The organism is Natrinema salifodinae, assembly GCF_900110455.1.
Classification (GTDB): domain Archaea; phylum Halobacteriota; class Halobacteria; order Halobacteriales; family Natrialbaceae; genus Natrinema; species Natrinema salifodinae.
Map to the genome: position 1 here is coordinate 40,350 of NZ_FOIS01000005.1, position 18,478 is coordinate 58,827.

The following is an 18,478-nucleotide window of genomic DNA, read 5'->3' on the forward strand; positions in this document are numbered from 1 at the left end:
GTCGGGTCGCGACCCCGCGAGAAATACGTTCGTCGATGTTACCTGTCCGAAGGAGTGGGCGTCCGCTCGCTACGTGTCACTCGCCGCTGACAGTGTAAACGCAAACGTCGAACCGTCGCCTGGTTCGGCGGTAACCCAGATCTCACCGCCGTGTCGTTCGACGATCCGCTCGCAGAGCGCGAGCCCGATGCCCGTCCCGTTGTGTTCGTCTTGGCCGTGGAGGCTCTGGAATACCTCGAAGATCTGGTCGCTGTATTCGGGATCGATTCCGATGCCGTTGTCGCTGACCGAGAGTACCCACTTGGCGCGGTCTTTAGAATGCCGCTCGGCCGAGACGTGAATGCGAGGCGGCTCGTCCCCGCTGTATTCGATGGCGTTGTCCAACAAGTTCTGGAATACCTGGCGTAACTGCCCGCGATCTCCCGCTACGGTGGGCAAGGTGTCGGAAGTCACCTCACCGCCGCTTTCTTCGAATCGAAGCTGGAGATCGTCCAGAACGTCCTCGAGGACGGCGTTCAGATCGACCGGTTCGAAGGGATCCCCGTCCGTCTCGATACGAGAGTAGGCAAGCAAGCCATCGATCATCTCCCGCATCCGATTGGCCCCGTCGACGGCGAATTGGAGGAATTCTTTCCCCTCCTCGTCGAGGTCGCCGTCGTACCGACGCTCGATGAGTTGTAGATAACTCGATACCATTCTGAGGGGCTCTTGAAGGTCGTGAGAGGCGGCGTAGGCGAACTCCTCTAAGCGCTCGTTGGAGGCCTCTAACCGTTCGATCAGGTTCTCTAACCGCCGTTCGCGTTTCACCCGCTCGGTGACATCCGCGAACAGTACCCCGACCTGCTCGTCCGTCTCGTCACCGACCGGAAACGCGTAACACTCCAGCACTCGTTCCTGCGTCACGAGTTCGCGCTCGAACTTGACCGGTTCGTCGGTCCGGACGACACGTTCGTAGATCTCGGACCACTCTTGGAACTCTTCCGACACGACCTCTCTGAGCGTCCGGCCGGTGACGTCTCCGATGCCGGTGTGTTCTTCGAAGGCCGGGTTCGCCTCGATATAGCGGAAGTCCGTCGGTTTTTCTGGGGGCGTATCGACTTTTTCGATGACGCAGTACCCTTCCGACATCGACGTGAACAAATCCCGATAGCGCTCTTCCCGTTCTCTGATCTCCTGCTCGCGTTGCTTGCGCTCGGTGATATCGGTGACCGCACCGTGCATCCGGACCGGCTGGCCGTTTCCGTCGTATTCGACCTCTCCGCGGGAGACCATCCACATGAGGTCTCCGTCCGCGTTTCGAACGCGGTATTCGGCGCTGAACACGCCGGTCTCTAACGCCCGTTCGAGTTGATCCCAAATTTCGTCTCTATCCTCGCCGGGAACCGGTTCGAAGAACGCCTCTATCGGTGCGCCCGTCGTCACAACCTCCGGATCCATCCCGTACGATTCCGCGAGAAATTCGTCCGCAGTGAAGACGTTCTCTTGAACGTCCCATATCCAAAGCCCGATCGATGCGGCGTTCGTCGCAACGTTCAGTTGCGCCTCGCGCTCGCGAAGCTGCTGTTCCTTTTTCGCGCGCTCGATCGCCGCTGCGAGGATATTCGCGGCGCTTTGAACGAAGTTGGCCTCGTGCGTCGTGAACTCGCGTCGGTCGGACGTGTGCGTTCCGAGAACGCCCCACGGATCCTCGACGGACCCGATGATGACGCTGATGCCGCTGACCACGTCGTGGCTCGTGAGCAGTTCGGGACCGGAGAATCGCTCCTCATCGCTCAGATCGTCGACGATGACCGGCTCTTCGGAGATGAGCGTATAGCCGGCCTGGGAGTCGCGATCGGTCGGTACGGTCGCACTTCCGACCAGGCCCTCGCGCCACCCGACACCCTGTCGCAGAAAGACCTCGTCGCCGTCCGGCAGCAGTTCGAGTACCTTGCAGTACTCGTTGTCGAGCGTATCGGCGACAGCCACCGTTACATCGTGCATCAATTGATCGAGATCATCCGTCTCTAACGCCTGCTGACCAAGCTCCAAAATGACCTGCTGCTGACGTATCTGGGCCTGTATTTCGGGGGCCGTTGCCGAGGGCGATCCCATTCTATCACCTGTGTTTCGACCCAGTTCATAAAGTCTCCCGATTACGTTGGGGCCGTCGAATCCCCAGAGGTCTTCGTCGGAGACGTACTCGGATGAGGGACAACGTTATCTCCGCTCCCGGCCCCGAATCGACTGCGGGCTTGGCAACCATTGCCGCTCCGTATCATGAAACAAGAGACCTCCACCGACGCGGCGAACACGTTCGAGTGCGAACTCGCGGATCTCATCGCAACCGCATTCGGTCACGGGACCGACGTCGAAGGCGTCTGGGACGTCAGGTTCCCGATCGCCGACGCCCCTCACTGGTCGGTTACGATCGAGAGACACGAGACCGATGACGAATCTCCCTATACGCCAGAGCTCCTCGAGGAGTGACCGGTAGCGGAACTTGAGCATTTGCTTTCTAGCTACGTTTGCATACAACAAAGGTTATGTGTGTGTCCACCAGATACCAGGACGTACTCTGCTGAAGTCGCGACGTGAGACAAGGTCGGTCGGCAGCGCGTAGGTAAAGTACGTCGATATCATGAAGCCGCAAACACGCAACTCCCGGAAAGCAGAGACCGATACCACGGACATCTCCCCGACGCAGCTGTTTACGGCCTTTGCAGCAAAGCGACGGCAGCACGCGCTCGCCTACCTCGCTCAGAAACCGGCGGCGATCCAACTCGGCGATCTCGCCGAGTATATCGCGCTCAAAGAGGACGATCCGTCGTACGACCGGTATCAGCGTATCCTCGTCGATCTGCACCACAACCACCTGCCACACCTCCGCGATGCAAGACTAGTTTCCTACGATGTAGAGACCGAGTTGCTGGAATTGGCGGTCGATCGGGACGTGGTCGCACCGTACCTGCGACTCGCCGAACGCGAGGAGTGATCGGTCTCGGGGCGTGTACGCCCCGCACAGCAGTATTCGGGCGGCAGCTCGAGCGGTAACACGAAGTTCGATTCCTTCTCGATTCGATATTCTCGAGCAGTCGCTCGGTGTCCGTCGCGAAGGAAGGGGAGGGGCGAAACACGGTGACGAGGGTGGCACTATTCCCAGGTGATTCGTCACCGCAGACATTGTGGCTGCCTGAAATCGGGTAAACGAGAGTGAACCGTGTCGGTCAGCCGCCGATGCCACTGGCAATATCTATTTCCAATAGTAAAAATCTGCGGGTGGTGGTTACGATAGTACTGAAACAGCCCGTCCGGAGGAAACGGTGCTAGAAATTTCCGGACGCTGCAATCGATTCTATGTGGGAAATAACGTAATAGGCGACGGGAGTAGATGGGGCCGGCGAGGAGGTGCGTCGATCGTCGCTGACCGACTCGAAATATCACCTCGCTCGATGCCACGACCGGCTCGGTCCACCGTCGCGATCACGGGTTCGCCCATCCGCAGTGACACACCATTCGGCAGATGGGCTCCGATGTCGGCCTTTCGACGGCGTTTTTGACGGCTCACTTCGCTTAGCGGCAGCGATCGGTCAATCGGGGGTCTCCTGCGAGAACGGTACCGGTACTCCGCGTCGTTATTGGACTGGCCTCGTCGTCCCTGAGCGAGACCGCCGAACGCGGAGCGACTCAACTCGGAAGCCGTCCGCTCCGCTCGAGGAGGACGAGGACGGCGATCGTCCCTCCGAGGAGGAGAGCGGCGCTGCCGAACACCCCGTCGTAGGCGTGTCCGCGTTCGAGGACCAGGCCGATGGCGAACGAACCGAGTGCTTGCGTGAGCATCCAAACGGAACTGAACACGGCGTAGGCGCTGCCGCGTGTCGAATCCGGAAGCGTATCGAGGAGGTACGTGTCCGTGGCCGGAAACAGCGCGTGGATGACGAAGCCGACGATCCCGGAGAGCAGCGTCAGTGCGACCAGGCCATCGACCAGCGTCAAGGCGAGGAGGGTCGCGGAGAATGTCCCGACGATGCCGAGCAGATACGGAACGTACGGGAGTCTGTCGGCGAGATCGCCACCGAAGTAAAACGCGGGAATGCCGGCGGCGAAGACGATCGTGAGCATCATGCCCGCCGCTCGATCGGAGAGTCCTTTCGACTGCATGTACAGTTCGTAGAAGTTGAAGACGCCCTGCCAGACGAACGATGCCGCGCCGACGATCAGAAGCGCCGTTACGATGAGCCGCCACTCCGAAAGCGCACCGGCGATGAAGTCGCGATCGCCCAGCCCCGCCTGCGGCATACTCGTCTTCCGGGCCGTGAGCCACGTGTAGGCCGTTACCAGTGCCGCACCGGCGGCGATCGCCCACAGTGAGAGTCGCCAGTCGACGAAGAGTGCGAGGACGACGAAGGGTGCTGCAATCACCGCGGCGATCTGGTTTGAAGCCCCGTGGATACCCATGACGCGTCCGACGCGCATCGGATACAGTTCGCTCAACAGGGGGTTCGCCGAGACGAAGTACACGCCGGAGGCGATACCCATGAGGAAGGCGCCGCCCATGAGGTGTCGGACCGTCGTCGCCGTCGCGGCGATTCCGGATGAGGCGGTGAGAATCAGTCCGGATCCGATCACGACGCGGTGTCTCGGGACTTTCGTGAGCAGCCAGCCGGTCGGCAGCCGAGGGGATGCGCTTCCGATCCACGCGAGCGTTACGATAAGTCCGGCAGTCGCCTCGCCGATCGCGAACTCGGCGATAAACACGTCCAAAAGCGGTGCGAAGATAATTCTCGCCAGGTTAACGAGAAAGACGAGTCCACAGAGGGAAACGAATAGTCGTGCGCGTGCCACGGTCGCTATTTCCGACAAGCGGTCTCAAGCGTTCCGAATCGGAGCGACGGCTTCGTCTCACAGCTCTCCTCCATGAGGGTAGTGAACTCCATACAGGATTCAACGAGCGCCTGGCGAGGGAGCCGTCCCGAACGCGGAGCAGATATCGACACCTTCGAGCGTGCGTCTCATCGTGAAGCCCGAACTCCCCCATGTCCAGTCCGGATGGGAGGGCAGTGCCAGCGAGCATGTACAGCAGGTCTCGTTGCCCCTCCGAGGTCGTCCACGGTCGTGACCGCACGGTTGCTATAGCGTTCGCCATCTCGCTTGGACACGGTCGGAAGCCGGCTCACCTGACCGGAAGCCGACTCAATTAGCGGTCGCTTTCCGGTCTTTCTGCTACCCACTGCTCAAAATCGAACTGCGAAGCCGCGAACGAACGGCAGTACGTGGAGAGTCACTCGTCGATTCCGAGCAATGCAGGCGACGGTAGAGTGTGTCAATAATTCGGCGCTGGCAATCGAACTGCTACGGCTCCGATTCTGCGAGCTATTCGCCGACGTACTGATTTTCCCACTCTCGACGGGCCTCGAGTTCACGACGGCCGCGGGCTGTGACCGTGTAGTAGTTCGTCCGGCGATCGAGTTGCCCTTTCTCGACGAGGCCCTTTTCGACGATTTCATCGAGATTCGGATAGAGGCGTCCGTGATGGATCTCCTTCTCGTAGTAGTCCTCGAGTTCCTCTTTGATCGCGAGTCCGTGTGGTTCATCTTGCCCGGCGATCACGTACAGCAGATCTCGCTGAAAACCTGTGAGATCGTACATATCTGAATTGCAGTCTGTTGACGTATAAATATTCCGGGATAGGATGAAGAAAGGATATAGCGAATGGCATCTACGACTGGTCGATGTCTCACCGCCCGGCAGAATCCGTCGTGACCTCCCAATTGATGATTTTGAAATTACCGGTTCCCGGTCATTTAATACAGCGGTACCACGGCGGGGCTTGACACACATTTTCCCAAGCGCTACTGTCAACGCATATGATGGTGCCGGCTGGCTCGATATCCGTGCCGACAGCCTGCCACTGAGAACTCCGTCCGAGTCTCTTTCTCGGTAACTGCCAATCGACCTCTCTCCTTCAACTCATCGTCCGCTGACGGACCGAGCGTACGACTCCATTCGATTTGCCGTCCCCCGTGAAGGATGTGCCATGATAACAATTATATGTTTTACACACCTTCGAACGAGTATGTCGACGAACCAGGCGGACGGGAAATCTCGCGCGGAGAACCCGGAGGAAGACGTCTCGTACCCGCTTCTCGTTCTCCAGGTGAGCCTCACGGCACTGCTTCTCTTCATGATCGTGGGATGGGGAAATCTCACTCTCAACGCCTTCCTTGATCCGGATCGGGTGGTCACCGAGTTCTTCTGGGCGCTTCCGTCCCTGTTCGGGGTCGCCGTGGTCCTTTTACTCAGCACCTACCTATCCAGGTAGTCACCCGCCCCTTCGTCCTCGTCGCGAACCAACCCGATTTCCCTCGCCTGGTCGAAGTAGTCGACGGACGACAACCACGATACCGCTAGCAACTGCGTTTACCAGGGAGGTGTCTTGTGAGGTCGCACATCGGGAGCGTTGCTGTCCGACGCCGAGAAACCAGCGTGTCACGAACGGTCGACTAACACGTCCTTGTGCGCGCCGGTCGTACTAGCTTCGTATCGTACGAAAGCAAGCGCTCGGATCGCGGTGTGCGTAGCGATTCCCCGTTCACGAGAGTACGCTCTCCGACCGAAAATAACGCGTACTCTCCCTCTATCCGGCAATCTCAGCTGAACGTGCCATCTAGCGCCATCGCATGCTCATCGTAGTACGCATAGAGGTTTTGCGGGGCGGTATACCCCCCACCGTAGTGACCAACGGGCCCGTTCGAGTCGATAATATTCTCGTCGAGGTCGACCGTGAACCGCAAGTCCTGACGATCGTAGATGAGGTCGTCGTCGAGCCAGTATTTCACGACACCGTCGTTGTTCGCCTCGCCGTTACTCACCGTATTTACGCGAACGTAATATTCGAACTCGTACCAGCGACCGGGGTGGATATCGACCTCCTTCACGACGTAGTCGTTTCCGTCGATGATATAGTCGTGATCCTGCGATTTGTCCATGTGGTACGTGTACGAAAGCAGGTTGTACGGCCCGTCTGAGGTGGTACCCTTACTCGAGACGTACATCCGATTGCTCCAGCCGTTCGTCCCGTCCGGTTCTCCGCCACCGGAGTTCCCGTCCGGATCCAGGGCCATCGCACAGTTCCAGAGCCGGCAATTGGCGACGCTTCGACCGCTCATGTCCCAGTTGCTGTTGAGCGCGAAGGTGACGCGCGTGTTGAGCTCGAGTAGTCCGTCGTCGAACTCGTAGTGGGTGCTGATTCCCCAGTGTTCGTCCTCTTGAACGGCGAGTTGGAGCGAACTATCTCCGGAATACGTCGGACTGGATACGAGTGAGAGATTATCTCCTGAGCCGTTCGACATCCGGTAGATCTCGTCCCAACTATCGTACCCGTCGTAGTTGAGGTAGATCTCTTCTTTCGGCTCGGAACCGTCCGCCGATGCTGCGACATCGTTCGTTGCGCCTGGTATGCCGAGCAAACTACCGACACCGACGAACCCGCCGACTTGGAGTGCTTTACGGCGGCTAATTCCGGCTGAAGATCCACGTTCGGCTGCGTTACCTTCACTTTCCGCATCTGACTTCGGGCAATTTCTGTTGGCCATCTCCAACACCATCGGGAACGTATTAGGACTGACCTATAGAGGTACCGCAATTTAGTATCACTATACGATAGTTTTCCACACGAAACAGTTGCTACTAAGTCAAATGATGGCCGTGAAGGCGGTAATGTCGGACTCGTTGAAACCCCCCGGCTGGTGATAGATTTCAACGGGTGTGCTGCGGACGGGGCACGTTGCGGGCACAGGCCCATCTTCATTTCAGAGGTATTCAGGACGAGGACGAACGGATACAACAGTACTGTTTTACCATCCGTTTCGCAAATTAGAACAATGACAGAACAGCGTTCGTCGGAAACCGAGGACCGAAAAGACGACCACCTCCGAATCGTCCAGGAGCGAGACGTTGAAACCTCAGGAACGGGCTTCGAAGACGTCCAGCTCGTCCATGAAGCGCTTCCAGAACTCCATTACGACGCTATCGATCTGTCCGTCGAGTTTCTGGGACACGAGCTATCCGCTCCGATCTTCATCGAGAGCATGACTGGTGGACATCACAACACCACAGAAATCAATCGGGCGCTAGCTCGCGCTGCCAGTGAGACGGGCATCGCTATGGGGCTCGGAAGCCAGCGAGCCGGTCTCGAACTCGACGACGACAGCGTCCTCGAATCGTATACCGTTGTGCGTGATGTCGCGCCCGACGCGTTCATCTACGGCAATCTCGGCGCTGCACAACTTCGAGAGTACGACCTCGAAACGGTCGAGCGCGCAGTTGAGATGATCGAGGCAGACGCGCTCGCAGTCCATTTGAATTTCCTTCAAGAGGCTACCCAGCCGGAAGGCGACGTCAACGGCCGAAACTGTCTGACGGCCATCGAACGAGTCGCGGAGGACCTCTCGGTGCCGATCATTGTCAAGGAAACGGGCAACGGGATTTCCGGAGAGACTGCTCGAAAGCTGGCCGCAGCAGGGGTTGACGCTATCGATGTCGCCGGAAAAGGCGGCACGACGTGGTCCGGGATCGAGGCCTACCGCGCAGCTGCCGCGAACGCGCCGCGACAGAAACGAATTGGCACGCTGTTCCGGACGTGGGGAATACCAACCGCTGCAAGCACGATCGAGTGCGTAGCCGAACACGACTGCGTGATTGCGAGTGGTGGTGTCCGGACTGGATTAGACGTAGCAAAAGCGATCGCGTTAGGTGCAGTCGCCGGCGGCCTGGCGAAGCCGTTCCTGAAACCGGCCACAAATGGGTCGGACGCTGTCATCGAACGAATTGAGGACCTGATTGCCGAACTGCGGACGGCAATGTTCGTCACCGGGTCAGGGTCGATCGCGGACCTTCAGCAAACGGAGTACGTTTTGCAGGGAGACACGCGCGAATACGTCGACCAACGGACCAGCAGCGAGTAGCAGCGATCTTTTTCGGCGGTCGATCCCGCTGCAAGACGGTTATCGTCAGCGTCGCCTCCACCACGCGCGAAATACACTCTCTGGCCTTGGTTAGACGCGGAACGAGCACAGATTTCTTTCGCTACTACTGTTACGAACCACTATTCAAGTAAACTGCTTATCAACTATCTCAAATTCTATCAGTAATCCCGAACGAGAGCGGTACGAACTCGGAGTCGCGGAAAATATACTCGCTCCGCAGAGAAGGCGACGGACCACGGTCGATTCCGTTCGTCGCCGCAAAGCACGTTGGCGAGGGATTGATTATGCGCTCGGAACGCCGCGGCGGCCAGTTCCGCTGGCGTTTGCTCGTCGACGATACAGTAGCAGAGATGCACGACGAAATCCGTAGCAATCTTCGAGACGGGTTGTCCGTCACCGTTGAACGACTCGGAGAACCCCCGTGCCTACTCGAAGACAGTCGCGTACAGAGTAACCTCACACCCGAATAGAAGTCAGCGCTCGAAGCCGCCATTGAACACGGGTACTACGAGGAACCGCGGCAGTATTCGGTCGCCGAGATTGCGGACGAGATCGGCGTGCCGAGTTCGACGTTTCAGTATCGACTTAATCGGGCCGAAGCGCGGTTGGCACAACAGTTCGCAGCGGATACGGTGAACGTCGACGGTGACGCCGCTCTTGACCCTGCGGACATCGAGTTCATTCGGTGAATGCACTGTACCCCTCACTGGCTATGGCTCCTTGGAATATTTCGAAATAAATCGTAACTCGCTGATCACCGAATGCACTCTTGTATGCCAACGAATTCTGAAATCGATGTTCGTCTCGTCCGGAACGCCACTGTCCTCGTGACCATCAATGATACGACGTTCCTCGTCGACCCGATGTTCGCGTCACCGGGTGACATCCCGACTGTAACGGATAGCCCGGAGGCCCCGGAGTTCCTCGAGACGGCGAACGAACAGCGGAATCCGCTCGTCCCGATGCCCGACGTTGACCTGTCCCATGACGCCGTGGTCGTCACCCACCGCCATCCGGACCACTTCGATGAAGCGGCGAAAGAAGAACTCGAGGCGGACGTCCCGCTGTTCTGTCAGTCAGCGGAAGCGGACGCCTTCGCCGACGAGGGCTTTACCGACGTCCGACCTGTCGATGCGAGGTATCGTTTGACGGCGTCACCATCCACCGGACGCCTGGTCGCCACGGGCACGGAGAGTTAGCCGAGGGAATGGGACCTGTCTCCGGGTTCGTCTTCGAAGCCGACGAGACGCTGTACATCGCTGGTGACACGATCTGGTACGAGCCGGTCGAGCAGACGCTCGACCGATTCGAGCCCGATATGGTCGTCCTCAACGGCGGCGAAGCACACAGTTCGAGCAGGGCGAACCCATCACGATGGGCGTCGAGGACATCTCTGCTGTCCGCGACGCCACTGACGCCACGGTCGCCGTCGTTCACATGGAAGCCATCAACCACTGCCACCTCACGCGTGACGAATTGCGGTCGGAGACTGAGGACGTCCACGTTCCCGAAGACGGGGAGCAAATCACTCTGTAGTCATCGGTCGAACGAAATCCGTAGTACCTGACAAGTTCCCGCGGAGTACCGCGATCTGTTCAGCGAGTGCGACGCGGCGGAATTTAATGCATCTTCGGAGCGTGAGCGGACGGTGACGCCCGTCAGGGTGTTCGCTGTCCAGTTCCACGCGACCGGGTGTTCGATTCGGAAGACACAAGCAACTCTTCGCTTGATCGGCTGTCTCGAGTCGAGCTATCGACTCGTCCGGCACACGCTGTTGCGCTCCGAGAGTAGCTCATAAACAGCCGCCTGCCGGCGCGTTCGTGGCGCATCCCCATGATTTCGGCCATCGGTGCGAACGAGGCCATCGCCGTACTGTCGTCGTCGACGTGGCACTCGCAGCCCGCGGTAATCACTGCCTCGAACTCTTCGAGCACCGACTGGATCTCGGTGTGTCCGAACCGTCCGAGCCGCTGTGCCGCACCGAGCAACCCCGTGACGAACGAGTACGCGTGCGAAAGACAGCTCTCGAGTCGCGAGAGACCACGCTCGGCGGCGACAACTCCGAAGACGACGGGGTAGTGGCCAGGCGTCGCGTCATCCTCTATCGCGTCGGCGAAGGCGGCGGTGAACTCCCCGTCTTTGAGTCGGCGGTCCGGCGAGGGCCGCACCGTCTCGTTCGGCGCGCCTGGCTCACCGCCGTCGGCCGCGGGTGCCGTCGCGTCGGCCTGGTCTCCGCTGGCGGTTTCGCGTTCTTCGCCGCCAAGTGCAGTTTCCGAAACTGAGGCGGTCGCGTCCGGACCCAGGAATGCACAGAGCTTCGCGCCCGCTTTCGTCGAACTTTCGCGGAACGGCGGTATCCCCGACTCCAGTTAGTCTCGCCGTGTGGCTGTCGAACCGGTTTACCTGACCGCTGAGAGGTGAACTCGGTGGCAGCGATCGCGTTCCGAGGCCCGCCAGGCGAGAGTTTCGACGACAGGGTCTTTCGGACTATCGACTAACCGGCTGTTTTCACGTTGTCTGCGGGATGTCGTCTCAAAAAGACCGCGGCGGGAAGGTGGAATGTCGAACGCCAACGACGAGGTTTGGCAACGGCCAGTCTGACGATGGTGGGGGTGGGTGCTGGCGATTGAATCGCGGTCTGTCGCGCGTGGGCGAGCGCGACAGTCGAATCTGTTCGTGCGAGCGTTATCAATTTCTTCCCGATTCCCAGTTCATTCGAACCGTGGTGTGTCTTTGTTACCGCGATCGCTATACAGCAGCGAGCGAACGGCTCGCCTGGTCGACCGGGACCGGACGGGACGATCGTCCGTATCTTCGGAACGCCTCCCTCGATACTACTGAACCGGTGTTTGAACCTGCGGCTGCGAGCCGTGCGTTCGCTCGGTTACTCGAAAGGGGCCAGGTCGACGAAATCGACGTGACTCCGCGCGACGATGCCGGAAACCGACGCGTGCCGACGCCTGTCGACGCGTGTTCCATTCGAGGGCTGCTCCACCCTCTGTCCCCCCCCTACTCTGCCGCAGGAGCGGCCGAAAAATGCGAATCCGGTGGTCTCGATCGACGATTTCGGTTCGACTCTCAGAGACCAGGCGAGCCGATCCGACAGCCGCAGGGCGAGACGACGTGTTCCATCGGGCCGCGCGTGGTCACCAAGACCGCGCGCGAGCCACACCGCGGACAGACCGGCAACGACGAGTCCTCTCGATCGTCCGACGCCGACGGCTGCTCGCTCATGGGCACCTCGAACGGTGGTCTTCCAGAGCGACAGTTGTTCGAGTGCGAGACGACTCTCGTGCGAGACGTTTATATCTCGGTAGGATGAACGTAAACATGGCTTGCAAACCCTCGCGGGTTGGAAGCCGCGTCTCGGGTGGTGCAACACCCGGGGCATTTCGGCGCATGCCCCCTGCGACCGTTTGGAGCGCGACGTCTATTTTGATTGTAGGTTGGTATACACTTATAATATCGGGGTTTGCTACGGTAGAAAGGAAATCTGATCGTGGAAGTCTGCATCTTCATCGTCGCTTGCGCACCCGTTTGAATATTTGAGCCGAGAAAAATTATTTGAGCCGGCGGAGACAAGGGTTACTACGATGACCGAGTCGAATCACGAATCGTGGACGGCGACCACGAGCGGGCGCGAGCGCGTCCGACACGTCGTCGAGTTGTTGGACGAACCGACACCGGTACAGGAGATCGCCGACCGCGCAGACGTCTCGCGGGCCACAGCCGACGATGAACTACAACGGCTGAAAAGCGACGACTGGGTCACTGAAACAACGATCGACGGGACAAAAGCGTACGACCTGAACCCCGTTCGAATGCTCTTCGACGAGGTGACCGACCTGATCGAGGAGCACACGCGCGACGAACTGGAGAGTCGGCTCACGGAGCTAACGGCGGACCGGGAGGAACTGGCGGCGGAGTACGACGTCGGCTCGCTTTCCGAGTTTCGGGAGCGACTCGTCGAAGACGAGTTGTCGGCCGCCGAACTTCGCGAGCGCCGCAATGTGATCGCCACGTGGGAGTCGATCAACACGGAACTCGGGCTCGTGAAGCACGCCCTCCAGCTGTACAGTGATGTCGTCGAACTCTCGTCGCCCGGGACGGACTCGAACTCGACACTCGCCTAATGGTCGTTTTTCTCGCTAACCGAACCAACTTGCAGAGCAAGCGGCTCCACGACCGCATCCGGACTCGGCTCAGCGACGAGTTCGATACCGTTCAACGACGGCGCGCCGAACCGCGCGAAGCCGGCCAGTACCGCGTCGTCGGGGAGGTGAACCCGCGGCGGTACCTCGACGACGCCGAGTATCCCGCGACGACTGCCCGGGTTGAGGTGGGATTCCAACTGCAGCCGAACGACTCGTACGAGTACTACTGGTTCAATTGGATCGAACCGGACCGAAGCACATTGGTCGGCTGGCACCAGGACGATACGCACGCCGATCTCGGGCCAGTTCATCGCCAAGTGAACGACGGCTCGGAGGCTATCGACCAGCAACGGGCCCGATTCATCGACTCGCACCCGCTCGATGTCGTAGAACGCAGACTCGGCGCCCTCCCGGCTGTACTCTCGGCCGTCGAGTGGGACGGCGAGCGACCCGTTGGATTCGACCCGACCGTCGCCGCGGTCGAGTAGTCTACTACCGACGTTCGTTCCGATCCCGTCCAGAAGACACGCTCACTCCGGAATAATCGACCGCGCTCAGGGCGACCAATCAGACACGGCAACTGAGGGAGGACGGAACCCGCTTCTTTGCTCGACGAAGTGATGAAAGACGGTCGCGGAGCCGATTCGCCAGGCAGCAGCGCCCGACGGAAACGGAAACCGCGATGATATGTCGCTTTGCTCTCCCACCTCTATCGGGCTCGAACGGCCGATCGACGGTCTCGCCGGTCAGGCATCTCGTAGCGTAAACGAGAACGTCGAGCCCTCGCCTGGTTCGGAGTCGACCCAGATCTCGCCGCCGTGGCGCTCGACGATCCGCTGACAGAGCGCCAGGCCGATCCCGGTGCCGGGATGTTCGTCGCGACTGTGGAGCCGTTGGAAGACGTCGAATACGCGGTCCTGATCGTCGGGATCGATCCCGATCCCGTCGTCTTCGACCGAGATGACCCACTTTCGACCGCGCCGGTCGGCGTCGATGCGAATTCGGGGCGGGTCGTCCCCGTTGTACTCGATCGCGTTGGAGAGCAGATTCTGGAAGACCTGACGTAACTGACTGCCGTCCCCTCGGACGCGGGGGAGGTCTTCGACCGTGATCTCGGCGTCCGTTTCTTCGATCTGTAGCTGTAGGTCCTCGAAGACGTTTTCGAGGAGGGAATCGAGATCGAGCGGTTCGAGCGGGTCGCCTTGCGTTTCGACCCGCGAGTACGCGAGCAGCCCGTCGATCATTTCGCGCATTCGCTCGGCGCCGTCGACGGCGAACTCGAGGAACTCCTCGCCGTCCCCGTCGAGGGCGTCGGCGTAGCGGCGCTCGATGAGTTGGAGATAACTCGAAACCATCCGCAGCGGTTCCTGTAGATCGTGGGAGGCCGCGTAGGCGAACTGTTCGAGCCGCTTGTTGGACTCCTCGAGTTGCGAAATCGTCTCCTCGAGTTTGCGCTGGTACTCCTTGCGTTCCGTGATGTCGTGGGCCATCGTTACGCCAGCGAAGACGTCGCCGCGGGTGTCGGTGATCGGCACCGCGTGGAGCACCCATTCCCGCCCCGCATAGGAGAGTTCGACCGATCGATCCTCGCCCTCGAGCGCGGCCCGAAGCGCCGGTTCGAGCGCGTCGTTCGTCCCGTCGGGCCAGACGTCGTCGAAGTTGTTTCCTATGAGGTCGACCGGTTCGAGGGGAATCTCCTCGAAGCCCTTGCCGGCGGCCAGCGTATACTCGAGTTCGTGATCGAACAGGGTGACGATCCCGTTCGGGAAGTACTCGGCGAGGGTCCGGTAGCGCTGTTCGGACTCCTCGAGTTGCCGTTCGCGCTTCTTTCGCTCCGTGATGTCCCGATCCGACACGACGATCGAGACGACGTCGCCGTCGTCGTTCGTGACCGGTCTGAAGACGCCGCTGAGCGTGTACCATTCGCCGTCCGGCCTGGTGAGGTCCGCCTCGAAGTTGACGTACTCACCGGCCGCCGCGCGCTCGGTCCACTCCCTGACATCGGATTGGATGCCGTCGTCCCCGTTCCACCACGGCGTCTCCCAGACGGGCTTTCCGGTCACGTCGTCGCGGTCGGCGTCGACGTACTCCATCGCCGTCCCGTTGATATCGAGCACCGTTCCGTCGGGTTCCAACAGGTTGACGAGGATGTTCGGATCTTCGAAGATCGCTTCGAAGCGCCGCTCCGTCTGTTCGAGTTCCCGTTCGCGCTCCCTCCGTTCGGTGACGTCCCGGAAGTACACCGAGATACCGGTCTCGGAGGGGTATAGGTTCGCTTCGACGCGGAAGTCGAGCGTGTCGTAGTAGAGTTCGTAGCTGGTCGCCTCCTGGGTCTCCAGTGCCGTGTGGAAGGCGTTCCAGACTTCGTCGATTTCGGCGGCGCTGGGGAACACGTCCCAAAGGCGCTCGCCGAGCAGGTCGTCCGCCGAGTGCTGGAGGAGTTCCGCGGCGCGATCGTTGACGTGGGTGAACCGAAACTCGTCGTCGACCGCGTAGAACGCGTCGGAGATCCGCCCGAGGATGCGCTGGAGTTCGCTTTCGAGCTCCTGCTCGTGCTCCCAGCGATCGGTCATGTCGCGAGTTACCTTCAGGTAGCCCTGGTGGGTGCCGTCGGCGTCTTGGAGCGACGTGATCGTGACGTTCGCCCAGAACCGGGTCCCGTCCTCGCGGACGCGCCAGCCCTCGTCTTCGACGGAGCCGTTCTCGGTCGCGCTCGCCAGGTTCCGTTCGGGAACGCCGGCCGCGCGATCCGCGTCGGTGTAGAACGTCGAGAAGTGCTCGCCGAGGATTTCCTCCCGATCGTAGCCCTTGATCTTCCGGGCCCCTTTGTTCCAGCTAATGACGTGGCCCTCAGTGTCCAGCCGGAAGATGGCGTACTCCTCGACGGCGTCGACGAGCGACTGAAACTCCGCTTTGCTCTCCTGAAGGGCGCCTTCCGACTCCTTCTGGTCGGTGATGTCGTAGTAGAGTTCGACGCGGCCGCCGGCGAACTCCCCCGATTCGATCGGTTTGCTCTGATACTCGAGCTTCCGGTCCGCCAGCTCCGCTCCGTCGCCGGTGATCCGACACTCGAAGGAGTCGATGTAGCGACCCTCGTCGTACGCTGCTGCGACCGTCTCGGCGAACGAATCGGGGTCCGCGAACCGAGTCTTGATCGCCTCGTCGATGACCGTTCGGTTGTCTCGCCCGACGAGGGCCTCGCGATCGAGACCGAAGTACCGCTCGATGGTCTCGTCGGCCCACGCGATTTCGAAGTCCGAATCGAGAACGACGGCGCCGATGTCGGCTTCGTCGATGACGCTCGTGATCGACTCGTACGATGCCACCGCGGATTCGACCGTGTCCCGCCGACGCCGTCTCTCGGATCGGTCGCGAACGACGCCGATCGTGCCCCGAAATTCACCGTCTTCTAGCAACGGGTTCACGCGAAGGTCACAGGGGATTTCCGTCCCGTCGGCGGCTCTAACGACGAGTTCGAAGCTCGCGACCTCGTCGGCGGTCGCGTCGGTTCGCTGTGCAATTTCGCGTTCGATGCGTTCGAGATCGGCATCAGCGAGGAGAACCGAGACGTGTTCGCCGACGAGCTCGTCGCGCGTGTACCCGGTCGTCTCGACGATGACGTCGTTGACCGCCACGAAGTGCCCCTCCCTATCGAGATGGTAGATCCCGTCGTCGATCGTCTCGACGAGCGTCTGATATCGATGGAGCGCGGTATCGTCGTCAGTATCACCCCGAAATAGACCCGTCGCGCCCGCTCGAGTACTCATAGTTCTTAGTCGGTGCTGACGGGGAAAAACCTCCCGCTGCTCTCCCAGTGTTCGTGCGTTGTACGACACGTTTATAAAAAGACACAACAGCGCGTTCGTAGCGCGTTCGTACGCACAGGAGACGGTCCTCGAAATCTGTCTGGCGCACCCGGAAAGGGGATACGGATGTTGGTTGCGCCGTCCCCTGACGTCCCCTAATTGACCGGCCGAGGCCGTGTCTCACTCCCCGACCAGCCAGGCGGAGAGATCACGGCCGAGAACTTGAGGATTCGGGCCGAGTACAGGTCTCGAGAGTTCGGTATCGCATCTAGAGGTGTCCGTCGTACCGTGCCACGAAGCAGCGGACAGCCATCAAACGCCGATTGTAGTCGCGCAGACCGGACAGTACCACGTTCCGGTCTTGCGTTCTAGATCTCGACGGCTTGTTGTCTCGAATTCGGAAACCTCGTTTCCACATCCGCCGCAGATATAATACGCGGAGAGACCGTCTGCGATGACGGTCAGTATCCAGCGTCCCACGTCCGCGAGTATTCCGAGCCCGAAGATGGCTAACAGCGCTCCTGTGCTCGCGACAAACGTCGGTATCAGCACGCGCACTGAGGGCGTCGTGATCGGTCGGGGAACGAGAGACGTCTCGCCCACCGACCTCGAGTCCGTTAGTCCGTCGGTCGCCTGGCCGGTCAGGTTCAGATTAGCGAACAGCGTCGGCTGCGGTCGGCGAGTCGGCCGACGATCGGTCCACCGCGATGAAAATCGATTCGCGGACGGGTTTCCGACGCCGACGGAGTCTTTATGCGGGTCGGTGTCCGAGAAAGAGATCCGACCGCGCTCTCGACCCGGATCGCCGACCGAGATTCCGAGGTAAGAATCTATGACATGCGAAGACTACGACTCGTCGCACCGAACGACTCGCGTCGACGCCCGGACGGCGTCTAGCGCTCTCCTCTTCGAGTACGGACACGCCGGGAGGGAGGGAGCCGATGACTGACGGCCGCACCACGAGCGCGCTCGACCGCCTCAGCGCGGCGGTACGGGGTCGGATCGAGGACCTCCGCTGGTGGTATGCGCTGCGGGTCGGCGGCGCTCCCGACTGCGCGGTTTGCGGTGACGATGCGGCGTGGATCGCCGAAGCGAGGAACGAACCGCGCTGCTTCAAGCACATCCCGAACGACGGGACCGATGCGATCCGCGACGTGCGACCCGAGGATTGCCTCACCGACTGGGACGAGACGACCGACACCTAACCCGTACCTGAGCCGGCCGTCCGCCGAGTCGACCGTCACGACGGGAGAAACCAGGCTCGTCGATTGGATCTCGAAGTACACGCCACGTACCGCCCTGACGGACGTCTCGGCGAGTTTTCCACCGCTCATTTCGAGTTCGAGTCGGCCGAGGTCGGTTCCTTGGTAGGTTGTCTCGGATCTTTTAGTCCGAGGACGGACCGGTGCCCCACCGTCGGGTACGAGCGACGCTCCCGCGGAGTTGACCTAACCTGATCGAGGGCTCGCGGAAACGGAGCGTCACGGGACCGATTCCATCAGCTGGTGGTTTCCAGAATACCAATGGCCGTTTCCAGACGTGTTAGGCAGTC

13 protein-coding genes and 4 pseudogenes are annotated in these 18,478 nt (G+C 60.4%); 10 read left to right on the forward strand and 7 right to left on the reverse strand.

What is annotated here, in order from left to right:
• Nucleotides 1-69 precede the first annotated feature (69 nt).
• A complete protein-coding gene (locus BMY29_RS18420) occupies nucleotides 70-2,094 on the reverse strand; it encodes an ATP-binding protein (protein ID WP_049989117.1) in 2,025 nt (674 codons plus the stop codon).
• Nucleotides 2,095-2,259: 165 nt separating this feature from the next.
• Here BMY29_RS18420 and BMY29_RS18425 point away from each other — a divergent pair, with 165 nt between their 5' ends.
• Both BMY29_RS18425 and BMY29_RS18430 read left to right on the forward strand, forming a co-directional pair.
• Entirely contained in the window at nucleotides 2,260-2,469 is a 210-nt protein-coding gene (locus BMY29_RS18425; RefSeq protein WP_049989118.1) for a hypothetical protein, read from the forward strand.
• Nucleotides 2,470-2,620: 151 nt separating this feature from the next.
• Nucleotides 2,621-2,974, forward strand: coding sequence for a DUF7344 domain-containing protein (locus BMY29_RS18430; RefSeq protein ID WP_049989119.1), 354 nt, complete (start codon nucleotides 2,621-2,623; stop codon nucleotides 2,972-2,974).
• A 692-nt stretch (nucleotides 2,975-3,666) separates the two neighbouring features.
• On the opposite strand, the gene BMY29_RS18435 is transcribed toward BMY29_RS18430, so the two are convergent.
• On the reverse strand, nucleotides 3,667-4,824 hold the full coding sequence (locus BMY29_RS18435) for an MFS transporter (protein WP_049989120.1): 1,158 nt from the start codon (nucleotides 4,822-4,824) through the stop codon (nucleotides 3,667-3,669).
• A gap of 528 nt (nucleotides 4,825-5,352) precedes the next feature.
• Nucleotides 5,353-5,628 (reverse strand): PadR family transcriptional regulator, encoded by a 276-nt coding sequence (locus BMY29_RS18440; RefSeq protein WP_049989121.1) that lies wholly within the window; start codon nucleotides 5,626-5,628, stop codon nucleotides 5,353-5,355.
• 427 nt (nucleotides 5,629-6,055) lie between these two features.
• Between BMY29_RS18440 and BMY29_RS18445 the strand changes: the two genes are divergently transcribed.
• Complete coding sequence (locus tag BMY29_RS18445) at nucleotides 6,056-6,301, forward strand: hypothetical protein (protein WP_049989122.1); 246 nt, start codon at nucleotides 6,056-6,058, stop codon at nucleotides 6,299-6,301.
• A gap of 328 nt (nucleotides 6,302-6,629) precedes the next feature.
• Here BMY29_RS18445 and BMY29_RS18450 read toward each other — a convergent pair whose 3' ends face one another.
• Nucleotides 6,630-7,586 (reverse strand): hypothetical protein, encoded by a 957-nt coding sequence (locus BMY29_RS18450; protein ID WP_074854850.1) that lies wholly within the window; start codon nucleotides 7,584-7,586, stop codon nucleotides 6,630-6,632.
• A gap of 276 nt (nucleotides 7,587-7,862) precedes the next feature.
• Here BMY29_RS18450 and fni point away from each other — a divergent pair, with 276 nt between their 5' ends.
• From fni to BMY29_RS20730, 4 genes and pseudogenes are all read left to right on the forward strand, one after another.
• The gene (gene fni / locus BMY29_RS18455) at nucleotides 7,863-8,945 is read left to right on the forward strand and encodes a type 2 isopentenyl-diphosphate Delta-isomerase (protein ID WP_049989123.1); all 1,083 of its coding nucleotides are present in this window, start codon (nucleotides 7,863-7,865) and stop codon (nucleotides 8,943-8,945) included.
• A gap of 203 nt (nucleotides 8,946-9,148) precedes the next feature.
• Nucleotides 9,149-9,655 (forward strand): annotated as a pseudogene (locus BMY29_RS21750) (helix-turn-helix domain-containing protein); the annotation flags it as partial.
• Nucleotides 9,656-9,739: 84 nt separating this feature from the next.
• A pseudogene (locus BMY29_RS18465) lies at nucleotides 9,740-10,502 on the forward strand (MBL fold metallo-hydrolase).
• Nucleotides 10,503-10,557: 55 nt separating this feature from the next.
• Nucleotides 10,558-10,713, forward strand: a pseudogene (locus BMY29_RS20730) (IS6 family transposase); the annotation flags it as partial.
• 43 nt (nucleotides 10,714-10,756) lie between these two features.
• Here the strand turns inward: BMY29_RS20730 and BMY29_RS21625 are convergent.
• Nucleotides 10,757-11,314 (reverse strand): annotated as a pseudogene (locus tag BMY29_RS21625) (urease accessory protein UreF); the annotation flags it as partial.
• A 730-nt stretch (nucleotides 11,315-12,044) separates the two neighbouring features.
• The gene (locus BMY29_RS21260; protein ID WP_173424868.1) at nucleotides 12,045-12,200 is read right to left on the reverse strand and encodes a hypothetical protein; all 156 of its coding nucleotides are present in this window, start codon (nucleotides 12,198-12,200) and stop codon (nucleotides 12,045-12,047) included.
• Between the two features lie 359 nt (nucleotides 12,201-12,559).
• On the opposite strand from BMY29_RS21260, the gene BMY29_RS21510 reads away from it, so the two are divergent.
• Both BMY29_RS21510 and BMY29_RS18480 read left to right on the forward strand, forming a co-directional pair.
• Nucleotides 12,560-13,099 (forward strand): winged helix-turn-helix domain-containing protein, encoded by a 540-nt coding sequence (locus BMY29_RS21510; RefSeq protein ID WP_173424869.1) that lies wholly within the window; start codon nucleotides 12,560-12,562, stop codon nucleotides 13,097-13,099.
• Nucleotides 13,099-13,608 (forward strand): hypothetical protein, encoded by a 510-nt coding sequence (locus BMY29_RS18480; RefSeq protein WP_049989124.1) that lies wholly within the window; start codon nucleotides 13,099-13,101, stop codon nucleotides 13,606-13,608. The genes BMY29_RS21510 and BMY29_RS18480 overlap by 1 nt, the downstream gene beginning before the upstream one ends.
• A gap of 258 nt (nucleotides 13,609-13,866) precedes the next feature.
• On the opposite strand, the gene BMY29_RS18485 is transcribed toward BMY29_RS18480, so the two are convergent.
• Nucleotides 13,867-16,887: a PAS domain-containing sensor histidine kinase gene (locus BMY29_RS18485; protein WP_049989125.1), complete on the reverse strand. Its 3,021-nt coding sequence runs from the start codon at nucleotides 16,885-16,887 to the stop codon at nucleotides 13,867-13,869.
• A gap of 980 nt (nucleotides 16,888-17,867) precedes the next feature.
• Here BMY29_RS18485 and BMY29_RS18495 point away from each other — a divergent pair.
• On the forward strand, nucleotides 17,868-18,131 hold the full coding sequence (locus BMY29_RS18495; protein WP_049989127.1) for a hypothetical protein: 264 nt from the start codon (nucleotides 17,868-17,870) through the stop codon (nucleotides 18,129-18,131).
• Nucleotides 18,132-18,478: the final 347 nt, after the last annotated feature.

Bases quoted from the DNA above. Each gene is read 5' to 3' on its own strand.
- BMY29_RS18420 (WP_049989117.1), bottom strand. From the start codon at position 2,094: ATGGGATCGCCCTCGGCAACGGCCCCCGAAATACAGGCCCAGATACGT.
- BMY29_RS18425 (WP_049989118.1), top strand. From the start codon at position 2,260: ATGAAACAAGAGACCTCCACCGACGCGGCGAACACGTTCGAGTGCGAA.
- BMY29_RS18430 (WP_049989119.1), top strand. From the start codon at position 2,621: ATGAAGCCGCAAACACGCAACTCCCGGAAAGCAGAGACCGATACCACG.
- BMY29_RS18440 (WP_049989121.1), bottom strand. From the start codon at position 5,628: ATGTACGATCTCACAGGTTTTCAGCGAGATCTGCTGTACGTGATCGCC.
- BMY29_RS18445 (WP_049989122.1), top strand. From the start codon at position 6,056: ATGTCGACGAACCAGGCGGACGGGAAATCTCGCGCGGAGAACCCGGAG.
- BMY29_RS18450 (WP_074854850.1), bottom strand. From the start codon at position 7,586: ATGGTGTTGGAGATGGCCAACAGAAATTGCCCGAAGTCAGATGCGGAA.
- fni (WP_049989123.1), top strand. From the start codon at position 7,863: ATGACAGAACAGCGTTCGTCGGAAACCGAGGACCGAAAAGACGACCAC.
- BMY29_RS21260 (WP_173424868.1), bottom strand. From the start codon at position 12,200: ATGAGCGAGCAGCCGTCGGCGTCGGACGATCGAGAGGACTCGTCGTTG.
- BMY29_RS21510 (WP_173424869.1), top strand. From the start codon at position 12,560: ATGACCGAGTCGAATCACGAATCGTGGACGGCGACCACGAGCGGGCGC.
- BMY29_RS18480 (WP_049989124.1), top strand. From the start codon at position 13,099: ATGGTCGTTTTTCTCGCTAACCGAACCAACTTGCAGAGCAAGCGGCTC.
- BMY29_RS18485 (WP_049989125.1), bottom strand. From the start codon at position 16,887: ATGAGTACTCGAGCGGGCGCGACGGGTCTATTTCGGGGTGATACTGAC.
- BMY29_RS18495 (WP_049989127.1), top strand. From the start codon at position 17,868: ATGACTGACGGCCGCACCACGAGCGCGCTCGACCGCCTCAGCGCGGCG.